The organism is Curtobacterium sp. MCBD17_008 (genome assembly GCF_003234475.1).
In the GTDB taxonomy this organism is placed as follows: Bacteria; Actinomycetota; Actinomycetes; order Actinomycetales; family Microbacteriaceae; genus Curtobacterium.
Genome location: NZ_QKTK01000001.1, coordinates 124,944 through 143,234, shown reverse-complemented (window position 1 = coordinate 143,234; position 18,291 = coordinate 124,944). Strand labels below are relative to the sequence as shown.

Sequence of the window (18,291 nt, the reverse complement as noted above, 5' to 3'; positions counted from 1 at the left end):
CCCTCCTCGAACCCTCCCACCCAGCCGGAAGGCCTGCCCATGTCCACGACGGTCCTGCCAGACTCCGAGGCCATCGACCTGACGCACACCAAGGCGCCGACCCTCTCGGGTCCGTCGCCCCGCGGGAAGCGTGGCGTCACGTGGCTCCCGTACGCGCTCGTCGGTCCCGCGATCCTCTTCGAGCTGCTCATCCACATCGTGCCGATGCTCGTCGGCATCTGGATCAGCTTCGTGCAGCTCACCAAGTACTTCATCGCGAACTGGGGTGCCGCCCCGTTCGCCGGCCTGCGCAACTACTCCGTCGCGGTGGACTTCGACCAGGCCATCGGGCGCGGACTGCTCAGCTCGTTCCTCATCACCTGCGGGTTCACGATCCTGGTCGTCGGCCTGTCCTGGGGCTTCGGCATGGCCGCCGCGGTCGCACTGCAGAAGCCGTTCGCCGGCCGCGGGCTCTTCCGCACGCTGTTCCTCATCCCCTACGCCCTGCCGATGTACGCGGGCGTCATCACGTGGAAGTTCATGTTCCAGCGTGACTCCGGTGCCATCAACCACGTCCTGGTGGACCAGCTGCACCTGTTCGGCAGCGGTGCCCCGTTCTGGCTCATCGGCAACAACGCCTTCGTGGCCGTGGTCGTCGTGGCCATCTGGAAGACCTGGCCCTTCGCGTTCCTCATGCTCATGGCGGGCCTGCAGTCCGTCCCGGCCGACGTGTACGAGGCCGCCTCGGTCGACGGTGCGAAGCCGTTCCGACAGTGGCGCTCGATCACCCTGCCGATGGTCCGCCCGGTCAACGTCACCCTCGTGCTCGTGATGTTCCTCTGGACGTTCAACGACTTCAACACGCCGTTCGTGCTGTTCGGGTCGACCGCGCAGCCCCCGGCCGCGGACCTGCTGAGCTTCCACATCTACAACGCCTCGTTCATCACCTGGAACTTCGGGTCCGGCGCCGCGATGAGCGTGCTGCTGCTCCTCTTCCTGCTCGTCGTCACGGGCATCTACCTGGCCGTCACCAACCGGAGGTCCGTCCGTGCGTGAAACAGTGGGCGCAAAGTCCTTCAAGATCATCGTCATCGCGCTGCTCACCGTCTTCACGGTGGTGCCGCTCTACGTGATGGTCACGACCGCGATCAAGCCGCTCGGCGACGTGCAGGACGACTTCACCTGGATCCCGTCGAACATCACCATCCAGCCGTTCATCGACATGTGGTCGACGGTCCCGCTGGCGCGGTACTTCGTGAACTCCCTGGTGGTGTGCACGGTCGCCACGGTGTTCTCGCTCATCATCGCGACGTTCGCCGCCTACGCGGTCTCGCGCTGGAACTTCAAGGGCAAGAGCGCCTTCACGACGACGGTGCTGTCGACCCAGATGTTCCCCGGCGTCCTGTTCCTGCTCCCGCTGTTCCTGATCTTCACGAACCTCGGCAACTCGCTCGGCATCCAGCTCGTCGGCAGCTGGCTCGGGCTCATCATCACGTACCTGACGTTCACGCTCCCGTTCTCGATCTGGATGCTCGCGGGCTACTTCGAGACGATCCCGCGCGAGCTCGACGAGGCCGCGATGGTCGACGGGTCCGGCCCGATGGGTGCCCTGTTCCGGATCATCCTGCCGTCGGCCCGCCCGGGTCTCGTCGCGGTCGGGATCTACTCCTTCATGACCGCGTGGGGCGAGGTGCTCTTCGCCTCGGTCATGACGAACGGCCTCGGGTCGACGCTCGCGGTCGGTCTGCAGCAGTACTCGACGCAGACGAACGTGTACTGGAACCAGATCATGGCGGCCTCGCTCGTCGTGTCGATCCCGGTCGTGATCGCGTTCCTCGTGGTCCAGCGCCAGTTCGTCGCCGGCCTGACCGCCGGCGCGGTGAAGTAGCCACGACCCCCTGACGGGAGGTGCCGTGCGGGTCCGCCCGCACCGCACCTCCCGTCCGCGTTGCCCGACGAGACGACAGGATGGACGCATGACGGAGACCCGCGGGCGGCAGCTGCTGACCGGACAGACCAGCCGCGTGCACGTGTACGACGTCGAGGGACGGAGCGCCCGCCTCGTCTTCGAGTCCCGTTCCGTGCTCGTCGAGGCGCCGAACGTCCTCGACGTGGACACCCTCGTGCTGAACGGCGACGGCGACCTGTGGCTCCTGCCGGTGCCGCCGCCCGGGACGGTGCTCGACGAGACCGCACTCGTGCCGGTGCCGATGGGCGGCGTGCCGGAGATCAACAACGACCACGTGCTCGATCCGTCGGGGGAGTCGGTCGTGGTGAGCGCCCGCGACGGTGAGCTGTACCGCGTGCCGCTGCCGGCCGGCGGTCCCGGGTCCCGCATCACCGACACGGCCGCGGCCCTGCCCGTGGTGCGGAAGTACTACCTGCACGGCATCGCTCCCGACGGTTCCGCCCTGGCGGCGATCGTGGGCGAACGGACCGAGGCCGGCGTGTGGACGACGGACGTCGCCGTCGTCGACCCGGGTACCGGAGCGACGACGTTCGTGACCCGCGACGAGCACCCCGACGACGGCTGCGCCTGGACGCCCGACGGCGGCACGCTCCTGTTCAACACCGAGCGGTTCACGCCCGGCACCGCACAGATCGCGGCGCTCCGGACCGGACCGGACGGAGCCGGACCGGACGGAGCCGGATCGACCGGCCCCGTGCCGATCACCGGCGACGAGCGGGTGAACTGGTTCCCGCACGTCTCCCCGGACGGCGCGCACCTGCTCTACCTGTCGTACGAGCCGGGCGTGCAGGGGCACCCGGCCGACCACCGCGTGGAGCTCCGACTGCTGCCCGGTGTCCTGGCCTCCGGGGCACGCATCGCGGTCCTGCCGGAGACGCTCGTGGCACTCGACGGCGGGCAGGGGACGGTCAACGTGCCGCCGTGGGCGCCGGACTCGTCGTGGTTCGCCTACTGCGACTACCCGGTCGCCGACTGAGCGCCGGCCGCCGCCGCCCGTCGCCAGTCGGCCGCCTGCCGAGCGGTCACGACACCCCGCTCAGGTCCGTCGAGGTGTCACGTCCGGTCGCTCGCAGCGTGCCGGGACGACAGGACGTGACACCTCGACGAACGACCCGGGGCGTGTTCGGCCACGCCCGGACCGGTCCGCTCGGCTACACGTCACGCACCCGGCCCTGCGCGATGTGCAACCGGCGCTCCGCGCGCCGCGCCACCCCTGAGTCGTGCGTCACGATGACGACCGTCAGCCCGCGGTCCCGCCACTGCCGCTCGATGAGGCCCATGATCTCGTCGCGCGTCCCCTCGTCGAGCGCGCCGGTTGGCTCGTCCGCGAGGAGCACGCTCGGGTCCTTGACGAGCGCGCGGGCGATCGCGACCCGCTGCTGCTGCCCGCCGGAGAGCTCGGCTGGCAGGTGGTCGAGGCGCTCACCGAGGCCGACCTCGCGCAGTGCGGCGGTCGCCCGCTCGCGGACCTCGGCGCGCGAGCGGTTCGCGAGGGACCCGGCGAACGCGGTCTCCACGTTCTCGAGGGCCGTCAGCGTCGGGATGAGGTTGAAGCCCTGGAACACGAAGCCGATCTCGGTGGCCCGGACGTCCGTGAGTGCCCGGTCGCCGAGCGTCGCGAGGTCCCGGTCGCCCAGCTGCACCGACCCGGTGCTCGGCCGGTCGAGCGCGCCGAGCATCTGCAGCAACGTCGACTTGCCGCCACCGGTCGGCCCCTGCACGGCGACGAGCTGCCCCTGCGGGATCTCGAGGTCCACCCCCGCCAGGGCGGTGACGGTCCGGTTCTTCTGCCGGTAGGTCTTCGTCACGCCCGACAGGCGGTACGCGGGCTGGGAGGCGGTGGGCACGTCGCCCCGGGTGGGCGCGCTCTCGGTGGTGGTCATGGATGCTCCTGGGGCAGTCGTCGAGGGTGCTGGTGTCGAGGTCGTGGAGGTGGGACGTCGCGGCATCACGCCACGCTCCGCAGCGCTGCCGCGGGACGCAGACGGGAGGCTCGCCACCCCCCGATCGCGCCGGCGAGCAGCCCGCCGAGGACCGCCAGTCCGATCGCGAGCAGGATCACCTCGACCGTGACGGGTGCGTGCAGGACGACGTCGGTGGTCGCGGCGCTCTGACCGCCGCCGCCGAACCCGCCGGCTGGAGCGCCCCCGCTCGTGCTGCTGCCCGCCGCCGCGCTCGCCGCGTTGCCCGGCATGCCGCCGCCAGCGCCGGGACCGGTCCGGCTGCTGCCGGCCGCGCTCGCCGAGACCGTCGGGGCGATCACGTTCACGACGAGGATGCCGACGAGTCCGGCTGCCGCGCCGATGACGCCGCCGATCAGGCCCTGCACGAGCGATTCGCCGGCGACCTGTCGGGTGATGCGGCCGTTCGACCAGCCGATCGCCTTGAGGGTGCCGAACTCACGCGTCCGTCGGGTGACGCCGGAGATCGTGAACAGGATCGCGATGAGGAAGGCCGCCGCCAGGACGACGATCGACAGCCACCGACCGAGGTTCGACACGAGGGTCGATGCCGTGGCGAGGGAGCCGGAGACGCTCGAGGCGAGGTCGGACTCGGTGGACACGGTCGCGCTGCTGAGCTCGTCCTGCAGCGCGGTCTTGATGGTCGCGACGTCCGAGGACGACCCGGCGGAGACGTAGATCGAGGTCACCTCGCCGTCGAGGTCGGCGAGCTCCTGCGCGGTGTCGAGCGGGACGTACGTGTTCGATCCCGTGGTCGACGCGGAACCGGTCGAGGCGACGATGCCGATGACGTCGAAGTCCTCGCCGCCGATCGAGATCGTGTCACCGACGGCCTTCGACTCGCTCGTCGCGTACGCGGAGTCGAGCACGACGACGTCCTCGCCGGCGTCCGCCGTGGTGAAGGTGCGGCCCTTCGTGGTCTCGGTGCTGGTGAGCGGGCCGACCGTGTCGCCGGACACCGGGATGCCGGTCACGGTGAACGAGTCGACGCTGAACGAGCCGCCGCCGAACCCGCCACCGCCCTGGCCACCGTCGCTCGGCGGGGCACCCTGCGCCGCGCCGCTGCTGTCGCTGCTGTCGCTCTGCTGCACCTGCCCGGAGAACGTGCTGTTCTCGAGCGTCAGGACACCCGTCGCAGCCGCGACGCCGTCGGTGCCGGCGACCGTCTCGACATCCGCGGCGCTCAGTGTCCCGGCTCCGCGGGAGACGGCCAGGCGGGACTGGGACAGGTCCGTCGAGCCGCTGTCGTCGGTGGACCCGCCGTCCGACGAGTCAGCGTCCGACGAGTCAGCGCCGAAGTCGAACGACGGCCGTCCGGTGCTGCTCGACGTGGGGGTCTCGGTCTTCGTGACGGTGATGTCGGTGCCGACGCCGTACACGGACTGCAGCACACTGGACTGGGCGGACTGCACGCCGCTCGCGATGGACGACACGATCACGACGAGCGCGATGGCCAACGCCATCCCGACCGCGATGACGACCGTCTGCTTCCTGCGGTTCGTGAGTTCGCGCCTGAGGTAGGTCAGGAACATGGTTCTCCTCGGTGGGGGTCGGCTCCGGGAACACCGGTCACGCGGATCGCGCGGCGGGGGCCGACGGGGAGAACCTAGGAAGGGGTGCCAAGGGCCTCCATTCCGTGCCCTATGAGGATCGTGAGGGGCCGAGGTCGCGTCGCCGGAGGTGTGGCGGAGCCGTTCGGCTCGGCCCCGTCCCCCGCCGACCCTCGGGTCGGTCTCCCGTTCGATCCACAGGGCGCATCGGGATGCGCCACAGGGGCTTCATAGGAAGCTCTCCATACTCAGAGACGTGACCATCTCCCAGCCCTCAACAGCCCCGCGCCTCACGCGTGCCGACGGTTCGCCGTTGCGCATCCTCGTCGTCGACGACGAAGCCAGTCTCACCGACCTGCTCTCGATGGCGCTGCGCTACGAGGGGTGGGACGTGCGGAGTGCGAACGGCGGCCAGGACGCCCTGACGAAGGCCCGCGAGTTCCGGCCCGACGCGATGGTGCTCGACGTCATGATGCCGGACCTCGACGGGTTGCAGGTGCTCAGCCGGCTGCGTCAGAACCACGACGACACCCCGGTGCTGTTCCTCACCGCGAAGGACTCCGTCGAGGACCGCGTGACCGGGCTCACCGCGGGCGGGGACGACTACGTCACGAAGCCGTTCTCCCTCGAGGAGGTCGTGGCACGCCTGCGCGGGCTCATCCGGCGCTCGCAGATCTCGGTGTCCGAAGCCGGCGACTCGCGCATCGTCGTCGGCGACCTGGTCCTCGACGAGGAGTCGTACGAGGTCTCGCGCGCCGGGCGGGCGATCGAGCTCACCGCGACCGAGTTCGAGCTGCTCCGGTTCCTCATGCGCAACCCACGCCGCGTCATGTCGAAGGCGCAGATCCTCGACCGTGTCTGGTCGTACGACTTCGGCGGCAAGTCGTCGGTCGTCGAGATCTACATCTCCTACCTGCGCAAGAAGATCGACGTCGGGGAGCAGCCGATGATCCACACCGTGCGCGGCGTTGGCTACGTCATCAAGCCCACCTCCTGATCCCGGACTGCCACGCATGACCCTCCGTCGCCGGCTCGTCCTGAGCATCGTCGCCCTCGTCGTCGCCGTCAGCGCCGTGATCGGGGGCGGCAGCATCATCGCGCTGTTCTCCATCCAGCGCTCCGCGATCGACGAGCAGCTGCAGTACGCGACGAGCCGCGCCCAGCGGTCCGTCGAGCAGGAGGGGCCGAACGGCGCCGAGTTCGGGCGACCCTCGGGCCAGGCGGCCGGCACGCTGACCGTGTACGTCCTCGACGGGAACGTCGTCGTCGGCAACGTGCTCGACAACGCCGGACGGGTCGACCGGCTGCGGGCGGACGTGGTCGACCCCCTCGGCGGACTCCGGCTCGACGGAAGGGCCCACACCATCGACCTCGGTGCGGACCTCGGGCGCTACCGGGTCACGGCCGCCACCGTCGGGCCGGCCGTGCTCGTCGTCGGGCTGCCGCTCGGCCCGGTCTACGAGAGCGTGTGGAAGCTGTTCGGCGTGGTGCTCGTGGTGACCGGGCTCGCCCTGCTCGCCGCGACCCTCGTCGCGACGGCCGCCGTCCGTCGCGCCCTCCGGCCGCTCGACCGCGTCGCCGAGACCGCGTCCGCCGTCGCCGGGATGCCGCTCGAGCGCAGCGACGCGCTCGTCGGCGTGCGGGTGCCCGACGCCGACCCCGCGACCGAGGTCGGCCGAGTGGGCACGGCCTTCAACCGGATGCTCGGACACATCGCGGGAGCCATGCAGGCACGTGAGCGCTCCGAGCAGAAGGTGCGGCAGTTCGTCGCCGACGCCTCGCACGAACTCCGGACGCCGCTCGCGTCCGTCCGCGGGTACGCCGAACTCACCCGGCGGATCGGCGGGGACCTGCCGCAGGACGTCGTCTACGCGATGAGCCGCATCGAGTCCGAGTCGATCCGGATGACCTCCATGGTCGAGGACCTGCTGCTGCTCGCCCGACTCGACGAGGGCCGGGAGATCCAGTTCGCGGACGTGGACCTGACCGGCCTGGTGCTCGACGCGGTCAACGACGCCCACGCCGCGTCGCCGGACCACCCGATCGAGGTCGACCTGCCGGACGAGCCCGTCGAGGTCCTCGGCGACGCGGCCCGGCTGCATCAGGTGATCGTCAACCTCGTCACGAACGCCAGGACCCACACGCCGGACGGCACGCGGATCACCGTGGGGATCGCTCCGGTACCGCCGGCGGACGGCGGCGGCGTCGACCTGACGGTGCGCGACGACGGGCAGGGCATCGACCCGGCCTTCCTGCCCAAGCTCTTCGAGCGGTTCGCGCGGGCGGACAGCTCGCGCTCGCGGACCGCCGGGTCGACGGGACTCGGCCTCGCGATCGTCGACGCGGTCGTGCAGGCGCACGGCGGTCGGGTGAGTGTGACGAGCGAGCCCGGGGACACGGTGTTCACGGTGCACCTGCCGGACCGGACGCGGCAGCCGGTGGGAGCACCTGCGGGTTCCGGCACGTGACCCTGGTGTGGTACGGTTCTTCTCAGCCAAAGACCGCTGGTCGTCGCTGCCGTGCTCACGCTCGGACAGTGGCCGAAGGTCCTCGTCACGAGGCAGCCCGCGCAGGTGTTCAGAACCACTCCCACACATCGTGCGGGAGCAGCTCCGAGCCTCTGCGCCGGAGCTTTCTTCATGTGCGGGTTGTGTTCACCACAGCCATGGGACCCGGGGCTGCCAGCAAGAACCCCAAGGAGAACCATGGCGAACAAGGAAGCTGCGGTCGCCGAGCTCACGGAGTCCTTCCGTAGCTCGAACGCCGTTCTGCTCACCGAGTACCGCGGTCTCACGGTCGCGCAGCTCAAGGAGCTCCGCAACTCGATCCGTGAGCACGCCACGTACGCCGTGGTGAAGAACACGCTGACCAAGATCGCGGCCAACGAGGCAGGCATCACGTCGTTCGACGACGAGCTCGCCGGTCCGTCCGCTCTCGCCTTCGTCCACGGTGACACCGTCGCCGTCGCGAAGTCGCTGCGTGCATTCGCCAAGGCGAACCCCGAGCTCGTGGTGAAGGGCGGTTACTTCGACGGTAACCCGCTCACCGCGACCGAGGTGGACAAGCTCGCCGACCTCGAGTCCCGTGAAGTCCTGCTCGGCAAGCTCGCCGGCGCCTTCAAGGCCTCGCTGTTCGGTGCTGCGTACCTGTTCCAGGCACCCCTCTCGCAGGCCGTCCGCACCGTGGACGCCCTCCGTGAGAAGCAGGAGTCCGCGGCCTGACCAGGCACGCGTTCCACAACCACACCACGCATCAGTAAGTAGTAGGAGAAAATCATGGCGAAGCTTTCGCAGGACGAGCTCATCGAGGCCTTCAAGGAGCTCACGCTCATCGAGCTCTCGGACTTCGTGAAGAAGTTCGAAGAGGTCTTCGAGGTCACCGCTGCTGCCCCCGTCGCGGTCGCCGCGGCCGGTGGCGCTGCTGCCCCCGCCGAGGAGGTCGAGGAGAAGACCGAGTTCGACGTCGTGCTCAAGTCGGCCGGTGACAAGAAGATCCAGGTCATCAAGGAGGTCCGTGGCCTCACGTCGCTCGGCCTGGGCGAGGCCAAGGCGCTCGTCGAGACCGCCGACGCGAAGATCCTCGAGGGTGCGAACAAGGAAGCTGCCGACAAGGCGAAGGCTGCCCTCGAGGCCGCTGGCGCCACCGTCGAGCTCGTCTGAGTCCGACCTTCTGGTCACGACGGCCGCTGCCCCTCGGGGCGGCGGCCTTCGTCGTGCGCGGGGCGCGGCGGCGGGCGCGGGGGCTTGGGCGCGAAACCGACAGTTCTGCGCCGAACTTCGCCCCCGATCTGTCGGTTCGGCGCCTGGGAAGCGGCATCGGACGAACTGTTGCCTCGGTGTGGAGGACCGGGACCGTCCACAGATCTGCTCGCCGTGCGATCCGCGCCTCGTGGCGAGGCCATGCTGTGCCGCGTGCACCCTGCCGATGCGATCGAACTCCTGCGGACGACGAAGGCCGATCCGTCACGGGCGCGCACGCTGCAACGGGGAGCGGCAGACGGCCACTTCGTCCGGGTGCGGCACGGAGTGTACGTCCCGGCTGCAGCCTGGGCGGCGCTCGACGGGCGGTCCCGGTACCTCGTCCGGATGCGCGCTGCTGTGCCGCTGCTCCCGATCGGGGCGGTCTTCACGCGCGACTCCGCGGCAGCCGTTCTCAACGTGCCCCGCCTGACCTCGTGGCCAGAGCACGTGCACGTGACGGTCCCGGCCTTGGACGCCGACCGTCGTCGGGTCGGACTCACCCTGCACGCCGGAAGACGGCCCGCAGAGGCCGGACGCTTCCACGGGGTACCGGTGGCGAGTCTGGCGGAGACCGTCGTCGAGACGTCTCGGCGTTCGAGTCTCAGCGGAGCGGTCGTGGCGGTGGACCATGCGCTGCGGAGCGGCGTACAGCGCCGAGAACTGGAAGGAATGCTGGACAGCGGTCCCGACTGGGGGCGGGTCCGTGTCGCGAACGCGCTCGGTGTCGCGGACGAGCGGCATGAATCGGTGGGCGAGTCCTTCTTCGCGGCTCGCTGCCACGAACTCCGAGCGCCGTACATGGAGCCGCAGGTGCAGTTCGTCCGACCGGGCGGGAAGACCTACCGCGTCGATTTCTGGATGCCGTCGCTCGGGCTGGTGCTCGAGTTCGACGGCCGTCAGAAGTACCGGGACCACGGAGCTGTGCCCGGTACCGCTGACGACGTCCTGTGGAGCGAGAAGCTGCGCGAGGACGACATCCGAGCAGATGGTGACGTCCGCGGGTTCATCCGCGTGACCTGGTGGCACCTCGTCGACCCGGAGCGATTGCGGACCCTGTTCCGCATGCACGGCGTGCCCTGCCGGTGACCTGACACGACCTGACCGAGTTCAGGCCATGAAACCGACACTCCGCCGCGGAACTCCTGCGCCGAAGTGTCGGTTTCGCGACGACGTCCCTCTCGACCCGCCTACGCGAGCGTGCTGTGGCGGCGGCCGTAGGCCAGGTACAGCACCGCGCCGGCAACCATCCAGATGCCGAAGGCGATCCACGTGCCCGCGCCGAGCGTCACGGCGAGGAACAGGCAGAACAGCACGCCGAGCACCGGCACGACCGGGAAGAACGGCACGCGGTACGAGCGGTCGAGGTCCGGCTGCGTCCGGCGGAGCACGATCACCGAGATGTTCACGAGGGCGAAGGCGATGAGCGTCCCGATGCTCGTGGCGTCCGCGAGTTCCCCGAGCGGGACCAGCGCGGAGACGATCGTCACGACGATGCCGACGATGAGCGTGTTCGCGATCGGGGTGCCCGTCCGGGGCGACACCCGCCCGAACACCTTCGGCACGAGGCCGTCCCGAGCCATCGACAGCAGGATGCGAGTCTGTCCGTAGAGCACGGTGAGGACCACGCTCGCGATCGCGACCACGGCCCCGATCGAGAACACGAGGGCGACGACGGGCTGCCCGGTGACGTCGACGACGATGCGGACGAGCGAGGCTTCGTCAGCGGAGAACGACGTCCAGGACCGAGCACCGATGGCGGCGACCGCGACCAGGATGTACAGCGCGGTGATGAGCGCGATCGACCCGATGATGGCGCGGGGCAGGTCGCGGCGGGGGTCCTTCGCCTCCTCGCCGGCGGTGGAGGCCGCGTCGAAGCCGATGTACGAGAAGAACAGCCGGGAGGCAGCCGCGCTCACCCCGGCAGCACCCATGGGCGCCAGCGGCTCGAAGTTCCCGGCGCGGAACGCCGAGAACGCGACGACGACGAAGAACACCAGGAGGGCGATCTTCACGAGCACCATGAGGGTGTTCACCCAGGCGCTCTCCTTCGCCCCGGGGAGCAGGACGAGCATCGCGATGACGACGAGCGCGGCCGCGGGCAGGTTCACGAAGCCGCCGTCGCCGGGAGGCGCGGACAGCACGGTGGGCAGGTGCAGCCCGAAGACCCGCAGCGTCTCGTCGACGTACTCGCTGGCGCCGACGGCGACCGCCGCGACCGACACCGCGTACTCGAGGACCAGACACCACCCGCAGACCCAGGCGATCCCCTCGCCCATGGTCGCGTAGGTGTAGGAGTAGCTCGACCCGGACGTCGGGACGGCGCCTGCCATCTCGGCGTAGGACAGCGCCGACAGGAGCGCCGCCACACCCGCGATCACGAACGAGATCCAGACGGCGGGTCCGGCGAGCGGGACGGCCGTCCCGAGGACGACGAGGATGCCGGTGCCGAGCGTCGCGCCGACGCTGATCATCGTGAGGTGCCAGACCCCGAGTGTCCGTCGGAGCGGCTGCCCGTCGACGCCTTCGGCAGCCTCCGCGCGGAGCTGGTCCACCGGCTTGCGCCGGAGGAGCTGGTGGGCGAGTGACGGCGCGGACGACATGGGACCTCACGGGGGCGCTTGCGGTGGACGCGACATCGTCCCACGGCCCTCGGACGGGGTCCAAACCAGACGGTCCCTCCTTCCACACGGGAGGCCCGGACCGCCTCCGTCCACAGCCCTCGGCGAACGCGTCGGGCCGGGCCCGTCCGCGGGCGTACATTCATCCGAGGACGGCGCCGGACGGCGCGGAGAGGGTGCGGATGAGTCGGATGGACGCGGTCGCCGGCGGCGGCGGGATGCGCGGTGGCGGCGGCGGTGGACCCCGCGGCCGGATCTCGAGTGGCGACCCGGACGCGCAGCGCGCAGCGAACGCCGAGGCGCCGCAGATCCCGCACCTGCTGCGTCGCATCGCCGGACTGTTCGTCCCACACCGACGCGCGATCGTCCTGACGGTCGTGCTCGTGCTGGTCGGAGCCGCTCTCTCGGTCATCCCGCCGCTGCTGACCCAGCAGGCGTTCGACCGCGGGCTGTTCCCGCCGGAGGGCAGACCGGACGTGCCGGTGCTCGCCGTGCTGGTCGCAGCCATGATCGGGCTGTGGATCGCGAGCGCCGGGATCGGCGTGTGGCAGACGTACCTGACCGCCACCGTCGGCAACAAGGTCATGGGCGCGATGCGGATGCGGTTGTTCGGGCACCTGCAGCGGATGGAACTCGCGTTCTTCACCCGGACGAAGACCGGCGTGATCCAGAGCCGCTTGCAGAACGACGTCGGTGGCGTCGCGAGCGTCCTGAACAACACGATCTCGTCGGTCCTCGGCAACACCGTGACGGTCATCGCCGCGGTCGTCGCGATGCTGCTCCTGAGCTGGCAGATGACCCTGGTGGCGGTGGTCCTGCTGCCCCTGCTCGTCATCGCCCAGCGCAAGGTCGGCAAGGTCCGCGCCCGCATCGCCGCGCAGACCCAGGAGTCCCTGTCCGACATGACCGCGATCACGCAGGAGACCCTGAGCGTGTCGGGGATCCTGCTCGCGAAGAGCTTCAACCAGCAGCGTGCCGAGATCCACCGCTACGGGGACGAGAACCGCAACCAGATCGGGCTGCAGGTCCGACAGCAGATGTCCGGTCAGTGGTTCTTCGCCATCGTGCAGATCTTCCTGTCGATCATCCCGGCGGTCATCTACCTCGTGGCCGCGTACCTCGTCCTCGGCGGCGTCCCGATCACGGCGGGCACCATCGTGGCCTTCACGACCGTGCAGTCCCGGCTGCTGTTCCCGACCGTCGGCCTGCTCCGCGTCGTGCTCGACCTGCAGACGTCGGGGGCGCTGTTCGCCCGCATCTTCGAGTACTTCGACCTGAAGCCGGCGATCACGGACGCGGCCACCGCGAAGCCGGTCGACGAACGACGGGTGGGGCACGTGGCGTTCGACCACGTCTCGTTCTCGTACCCGGACGGCGAAGCCGACAAGCCCACCCTGCGCGACGTCTCGTTCGAGTTGCAGCCCGGACAGTTCGCGGCCTTCGTCGGACCGTCCGGCGCGGGCAAGACGACGATCTCGTACCTGGTGCCGCGGCTGTACGAGGCGACCGCCGGTTCGGTCCGGTTCGCCGGGCAGGACGTCCGCGACCTCGTGCACGAGGACCTCATGGCGCACATCGGCATCGTGAGTCAGGAGACCTACCTGTTCCACGCGACCATCGGTGACAACCTCCGGTACGCCAAGCCGGGGGCGACCGACGCCGAACTCGAACGGGCGGCACGTGCCGCGAACATCCACGAGACGATCGCCTCGTTCCCGGACGGGTACGACACGGTCGTGGGGGAGCGGGGCTACCGGCTGTCCGGCGGGGAGAAGCAACGCATCGCCATCGCCCGCGTGCTGCTCAAGGACCCACCCGTCCTCGTGCTCGACGAGGCGACGAGCGCGCTCGACTCCATCTCCGAACGGGTCGTGCAGGCGGCACTGGACACCGCGGCGCGGGGACGGACGACGATCTCGATCGCACACCGCCTGTCGACCATCCGGGACGCGGACGTGGTCTTCGTGCTCGACCACGGGCAGATCGTCGAGCAGGGGACGCACGACGAACTCATCGCCCTCGGCGGTACCTACGCGACCCTGCACGAGCAGCAGAGCGACCCCGTGGTGGCCGCCCGCGAGTGACCGGCGGCCCTCGTGGGCGCTGCTGGTCCGGCGCGGCGTGCCGGGACGCCCGGGCCGTTCGTTCGCCCTCGGCTGACACCGGCTGGGTGTTCGTCGCGGGACGTCGCACACCGGGGCACGCGACCTAGACTCTCCTGGTGCGTTACGCGAACTCCGTCATCGACCTCGTCGGCGACACACCGCTCGTCAAGCTCAACCGCGTCACCGAGGGGATCCGGGCCACCGTCCTGGTGAAGGTCGAGTCCTTCAACCCGGGTGGTTCGGCCAAGGACCGCATCGCGACGCGGATCCTCGACGCGGCCGAGGCATCCGGCGAGCTGCTCCCCGGCGGCACGATCGTCGAGCCCACCTCGGGGAACACCGGCGTCGGCCTCGCGCTCGTCGCCCAGCAGCGCGGCTACCGGTGCGTGTTCGTCCTCCCGGACAAGGTCGGCGAGGACAAGCGCAACGTCCTCACCGCGTACGGCGCCGAGATCGTCGTGACGCCGACCGCCGTCGCGCCCGACGACCCGGAGTCCTACTACTCCGTGTCCGACCGGCTCGTGCGCGAGATACCCGGCGCGTACAAGCCGAACCAGTACGCGAACCCGAACGGTCCGCGCAGCCACTACGAGACGACCGGGCCGGAGATCTGGCGCGACACGGAGGGGCGCCTGACACACTTCGTGGCAGGTGTCGGCACCGGCGGCACGATCTCGGGCACCGGCCGCTACCTCAAGGAAGCGTCCGACGGCGGCGTCCGCATCATCGGCGCCGACCCGGAGGGCTCGGTGTACTCCGGCGGGACCGGCCGCCCCTACCTGGTCGAGGGCGTCGGTGAGGACTTCTGGCCCGCCGCCTACGACGCCGGCGTCCCGGACGAGATCATCGCCGTGTCGGACGCGGACTCGTTCGCGATGACCCGCCGCCTGGCGCGCGAGGAGGGTCTGCTCGTCGGTGGCTCGAGCGGCATGGCCGTCGTCGCCGCGCTGCGGGCCGCGAAGGACCTGACCGAGGACGACGTCGTGGTGGTGCTGCTGCCGGACGGCGGCCGCGGGTACCTCGGCAAGATCTTCAACGACCGGTGGATGCGTTCCTACGGCTTCGCGGAGACCGAGGACGAGCGGAGCGTCGGCGACCTCATCGCCGGCAAGGACGGACGGCTGCCGGACCTCGTGCACGCCCACCCGTCGGACACCGTCCGCGACGTCGTCGACATCATGACGAAGTACGGCGTCTCGCAGATGCCCGTCCTGAGCGCCGAGCCGCCCGTCGTCATGGGCGAGGTCGTCGGGGCCGTCGAGGAGAAGACGTTGCTCGAGCACGTGTTCACCGGTGCCGCGGGGATGGCCGATGCGCTCACCCCGTTCGTCGGCGACCCGCTGCCCCTCATCGGGATCGGGGAGTCCGTGTCGGTCGCACGCCGGGCCCTCGAGTCGGCGGACGCCCTGCTCGTCGTCGGCGACGGCAAGCCGGTCACGGTGCTGACGCGCCACGACGTGCTCACGTACCTCTCCGAGTGACGGCGGGCGGCACCGCCGCGCCCGCGTCACCGACCACGGACGGCGCCCCATGTCAGCCGCGCCGGTACGGGACGTGAGCGACGCACCGCCGAGCCCCGCCGACACGGGCACGAGCGATGGCCGTCCGGCCCACCGCCCGCCCACTCACAGCGAGACGACCACACAGACCGCACCGAGCCTCCAGGAAGGGGCACCCGCGACATGACCGAGTTCAGCACCCGCGCCATCCACGCCGGCCAGGAGCCCGACGCCGCCACCGGCGCCGTCATCCCGCCGCTGTTCCTGACCTCGACCTACGTGCAGGACGGCGTCGGCGGCCTGCGCGGCGGGTACGAGTACTCCCGCTCCGGCAACCCGACCCGCGACTCGCTGCAGACGCTGTTGGCCGACCTGGACGGTGGCGTCGCCGCGTACTCGTTCTCGTCCGGGCTGGCGGGGGAGGACGCCCTCCTCCGTGCCTACCTGGAGCCGGGAGCACGGATCGTGATGGGCAACGACGTCTACGGCGGCACGCACCGGCTCGCGAACCGACTGCACGTGCCGTGGGGGATCGAGCTCGTCACGGTCGAGATGAGCGAGCCGGACCGGGTCCGCGCCGCGCTCGCCGACAGCCCCGCGAAGACCGTGCTCTGGGTCGAGACGCCGACGAACCCGCTCATGAAGATCGCGGACATCGAGACCCTCGCCGCGATCGGACACGAGGCCGGCGCGCTCGTCGTCGTGGACAACACCTTCGCCTCGCCGGCCCTGCAGCAGCCGCTGTCGCTCGGCGCCGACGTGGTCGTGTACTCGACGACGAAGTACCTCGGCGGCCACTCCGACGTCGTCGGCGGCGCCGTGGTGCTGCGTGACCGGGAGCTGGCCGACGCGGTGCAGTTCGTGCAGTTCGGCGGCGGTGCGATCTCGTCGCCGTTCGACGCCTGGCTGACGATCCGCGGGATCAAGACGCTCAGCGTCCGGATGGAGCGCCACTCCTCGAACGCGCAGGCCGTCGCCGAGGCGCTGCTCGCGCACCCGGCCGTCGAGCACGTGTACTACCCGGGCCTGCCGGAGCACCCCGGCCACGACATCGCGGCGAAGCAGATGCGCGGCTTCGGCGGCATGCTCTCGGTGGCGCTCACCGGCGGTGCCGAGGCGGCCAAGCGCTTCGCCGAGTCCACGGAGCTGTTCGCCCTGGCGGAGTCGCTGGGCGGTGTGGAGTCGCTCATCGGTTACCCGAGCGAGATGACGCACGCGTCGGTGAAGGGCACCGAGCTGGCGGTGCCGGAGAACGTCGTCCGCCTGTCGGTCGGCATCGAGGACGCCGGCGACCTCGTCGCGGACGTGCAGCAGGCGCTCGACCGCTGACCTCGGGACCGGGGTCCTCGGGATCCCGCACCGCGGGGCCCCGCACCTCGGGGCCCCGCACCGAGGGGCCCCGCACCTCGGGACGCGGGACCCGGCGTCCTACGATGACCGGGTGACCTCCACGACGGCGACCCGGACGAGCGTGTTCGCGCCGCGGTACCTCGTGGCGACGATCGGCATGGTCGCGATCGTCGCGGTCTCGGCGTTCCAGAACCTGGCGATGACGACGATCATGCCGGTCATCTCCGAGGAGCTGCACGGTGAGACGCTGTACTCGCTGAGCTTCGCCGCGCCCCTCGCCGCCGGTGTCCCGGGTATGGTCCTCGCCGGGAACTGGACGGACCGCGCGGGCGGGCGGGTCGTCGCGTGGGTGTCCGCGTCCCTGTTCGCGATCGGCACGGCGGTCGTCATGGTCGCTCCGACGATGCCGGTGTTCCTGGCCGGTCGACTCGTGGAGGGCTTCGGTGCGGGTGCGATCGACGTCGTGCTCTACGTCCTCGTGGCCCGGGTCTTCCCGGCCGACCTGCACGGCTCGGTGTTCGCCGGGTTCGCGGCCGCCTGGGTGGTGCCCGCCCTCGTCGGACCGGCGGTGGCCGGCATCGTGACGGACGCCGTGGGCTGGCACTGGGTGTTCGCCGGGGCCCTCGTGATCGCCGTCGTCGCGTTCGCGTGCCTGGTCCCGACGCTGCGGCACCTGCGGCCGCCCGCACCGGAGGCCCGACCGCCCTGGCAGGGTCGGCGCATCGCCTGGTCGGTGGCCGCGTCCGCCGCCGTGCTCCTGCTCAACACCGCTCCCGACCTGCCCCTCGCCGTCCGCTTCGTGGCGGTCGGGGTGGGACTGGTCGGCGCGTGGACGGCGCTCCGTCCGCTCCTGCCCCGGCGCACGTTCACGGGCGGCGCGGGCCTGCCGTCGGTCGTGCTCCTCCGCGGGGTCCTCGCCGCCGGGTTCTTCGGCAGTGAGGCGTACGTCCCCTTCCTGCTCCAGACGCAGCACGGCCTGGAACCCTCGGCGGCCGGACTCGCGCTCACCGTGGCCGCCCTGAGCTGGGCCGGTGCGAGCTGGTTGCACGGCCGCCTGGGGGAGCAGCGCCTCCCGGCCACACGGGCCTTCGGCGCCGGACTGGGGCTCGTCCTGGTGAGCCTGCTGTCCGCGCTCGCGGTCGCCCTGGTGGACCTGCCCGTGTGGGTGCTCGTCGCCGGCTGGTTCGTCGGCGGCGCCGGCATGGGGGTGGCGTACCCGCGGACGTCGATGCTCACGCTCCGGTTCTCGCGAGAGGGCGACGACGGATTCGCCAGTTCCGCCCTGACGATCGCGGACGCGTCCGGCAGCGTCGTCGGGTTGGCGATCGCCGGTCTGCTGTTCACGACCGCGGGCGGCCGGGAGGAGCCGACTGCCTTCGCGCTCGTGTTCGCCGCGATGACGGTGGTCGCCCTCGTCGGGCTCGTGGCGGTGCGGCGGCTCGGACCGGTCCCGGCGCCGCCGCGGTCGCCGTCACCGGAGGCACCGGGCGGGTAGCCTGGCAGACCCGGACCGAGGAGGA

General features: G+C 70.8%; 15 protein-coding genes. 12 read left to right on the top strand and 3 right to left on the bottom strand.

Annotated elements, in window-relative coordinates; genetic code table 11:
* Positions 1 to 39 precede the first annotated feature (39 nt).
* The 3 genes from DEI95_RS00645 to DEI95_RS00635 all read left to right on the top strand — a co-directional run bounded on the left by DEI95_RS00645 (position 40) and on the right by DEI95_RS00635 (position 2,924).
* Positions 40 to 1,035, top strand: coding sequence for a carbohydrate ABC transporter permease (locus tag DEI95_RS00645; protein WP_110824620.1), 996 nt, complete (start codon positions 40 to 42; stop codon positions 1,033 to 1,035).
* Positions 1,028 to 1,867 (top strand): carbohydrate ABC transporter permease, encoded by an 840-nt coding sequence (locus DEI95_RS00640; RefSeq protein WP_110890020.1) that lies wholly within the window; start codon positions 1,028 to 1,030, stop codon positions 1,865 to 1,867. Before DEI95_RS00645 ends, DEI95_RS00640 begins: the two co-directional genes overlap by 8 nt.
* An 88-nt stretch (positions 1,868 to 1,955) precedes the next feature.
* Positions 1,956 to 2,924 (top strand): hypothetical protein, encoded by a 969-nt coding sequence (locus DEI95_RS00635; RefSeq protein WP_111059069.1) that lies wholly within the window; start codon positions 1,956 to 1,958, stop codon positions 2,922 to 2,924.
* A gap of 175 nt (positions 2,925 to 3,099) precedes the next feature.
* On the opposite strand, the gene DEI95_RS00630 is transcribed toward DEI95_RS00635, so the two are convergent.
* Complete coding sequence (locus DEI95_RS00630; RefSeq protein WP_111059068.1) at positions 3,100 to 3,831, bottom strand: ABC transporter ATP-binding protein; 732 nt, start codon at positions 3,829 to 3,831, stop codon at positions 3,100 to 3,102.
* Positions 3,832 to 3,896: 65 nt separating this feature from the next.
* Positions 3,897 to 5,441, bottom strand: coding sequence for an ABC transporter permease (locus DEI95_RS00625; protein ID WP_111059067.1), 1,545 nt, complete (start codon positions 5,439 to 5,441; stop codon positions 3,897 to 3,899).
* A 274-nt stretch (positions 5,442 to 5,715) separates the two neighbouring features.
* On the opposite strand from DEI95_RS00625, the gene DEI95_RS00620 reads away from it, so the two are divergent.
* The 5 genes from DEI95_RS00620 to DEI95_RS00600 all read left to right on the top strand — a co-directional run bounded on the left by DEI95_RS00620 (position 5,716) and on the right by DEI95_RS00600 (position 10,285).
* A complete protein-coding gene (locus DEI95_RS00620) occupies positions 5,716 to 6,456 on the top strand; it encodes a response regulator transcription factor (RefSeq protein ID WP_181419560.1) in 741 nt (246 codons plus the stop codon).
* A gap of 16 nt (positions 6,457 to 6,472) precedes the next feature.
* On the top strand, positions 6,473 to 7,927 hold the full coding sequence (locus tag DEI95_RS00615) for a cell wall metabolism sensor histidine kinase WalK (protein WP_111059066.1): 1,455 nt from the start codon (positions 6,473 to 6,475) through the stop codon (positions 7,925 to 7,927).
* A 237-nt stretch (positions 7,928 to 8,164) separates the two neighbouring features.
* Positions 8,165 to 8,680 carry a 50S ribosomal protein L10 gene (gene rplJ / locus DEI95_RS00610; protein ID WP_110824615.1) on the top strand — a complete coding sequence of 172 codons (516 nt, stop codon included), beginning with the start codon at positions 8,165 to 8,167 and terminating at the stop codon, positions 8,678 to 8,680.
* Positions 8,681 to 8,734: 54 nt separating this feature from the next.
* Positions 8,735 to 9,118, top strand: coding sequence for a 50S ribosomal protein L7/L12 (gene rplL, locus DEI95_RS00605; protein ID WP_110824614.1), 384 nt, complete (start codon positions 8,735 to 8,737; stop codon positions 9,116 to 9,118).
* 252 nt (positions 9,119 to 9,370) lie between these two features.
* Positions 9,371 to 10,285, top strand: coding sequence for a hypothetical protein (locus DEI95_RS00600; RefSeq protein WP_146243559.1), 915 nt, complete (start codon positions 9,371 to 9,373; stop codon positions 10,283 to 10,285).
* A 101-nt stretch (positions 10,286 to 10,386) separates the two neighbouring features.
* Here DEI95_RS00600 and DEI95_RS00595 read toward each other — a convergent pair whose 3' ends face one another.
* Positions 10,387 to 11,799 carry an APC family permease gene (locus tag DEI95_RS00595; RefSeq protein WP_110900509.1) on the bottom strand — a complete coding sequence of 471 codons (1,413 nt, stop codon included), beginning with the start codon at positions 11,797 to 11,799 and terminating at the stop codon, positions 10,387 to 10,389.
* Positions 11,800 to 12,008: 209 nt separating this feature from the next.
* Between DEI95_RS00595 and DEI95_RS00590 the strand changes: the two genes are divergently transcribed.
* The 4 genes from DEI95_RS00590 to DEI95_RS00575 all read left to right on the top strand — a co-directional run bounded on the left by DEI95_RS00590 (position 12,009) and on the right by DEI95_RS00575 (position 18,266).
* On the top strand, positions 12,009 to 13,901 hold the full coding sequence (locus tag DEI95_RS00590; RefSeq protein ID WP_258367397.1) for an ABC transporter ATP-binding protein: 1,893 nt from the start codon (positions 12,009 to 12,011) through the stop codon (positions 13,899 to 13,901).
* Positions 13,902 to 14,038: 137 nt separating this feature from the next.
* Positions 14,039 to 15,403 (top strand): cystathionine beta-synthase, encoded by a 1,365-nt coding sequence (locus tag DEI95_RS00585; protein WP_111059064.1) that lies wholly within the window; start codon positions 14,039 to 14,041, stop codon positions 15,401 to 15,403.
* 201 nt (positions 15,404 to 15,604) lie between these two features.
* Complete coding sequence (locus DEI95_RS00580; protein ID WP_110890012.1) at positions 15,605 to 16,750, top strand: cystathionine gamma-synthase; 1,146 nt, start codon at positions 15,605 to 15,607, stop codon at positions 16,748 to 16,750.
* Between the two features lie 112 nt (positions 16,751 to 16,862).
* Positions 16,863 to 18,266: an MFS transporter gene (locus DEI95_RS00575; RefSeq protein ID WP_111059063.1), complete on the top strand. Its 1,404-nt coding sequence runs from the start codon at positions 16,863 to 16,865 to the stop codon at positions 18,264 to 18,266.
* The last annotated feature ends 25 nt before the right edge of the window (positions 18,267 to 18,291 follow it).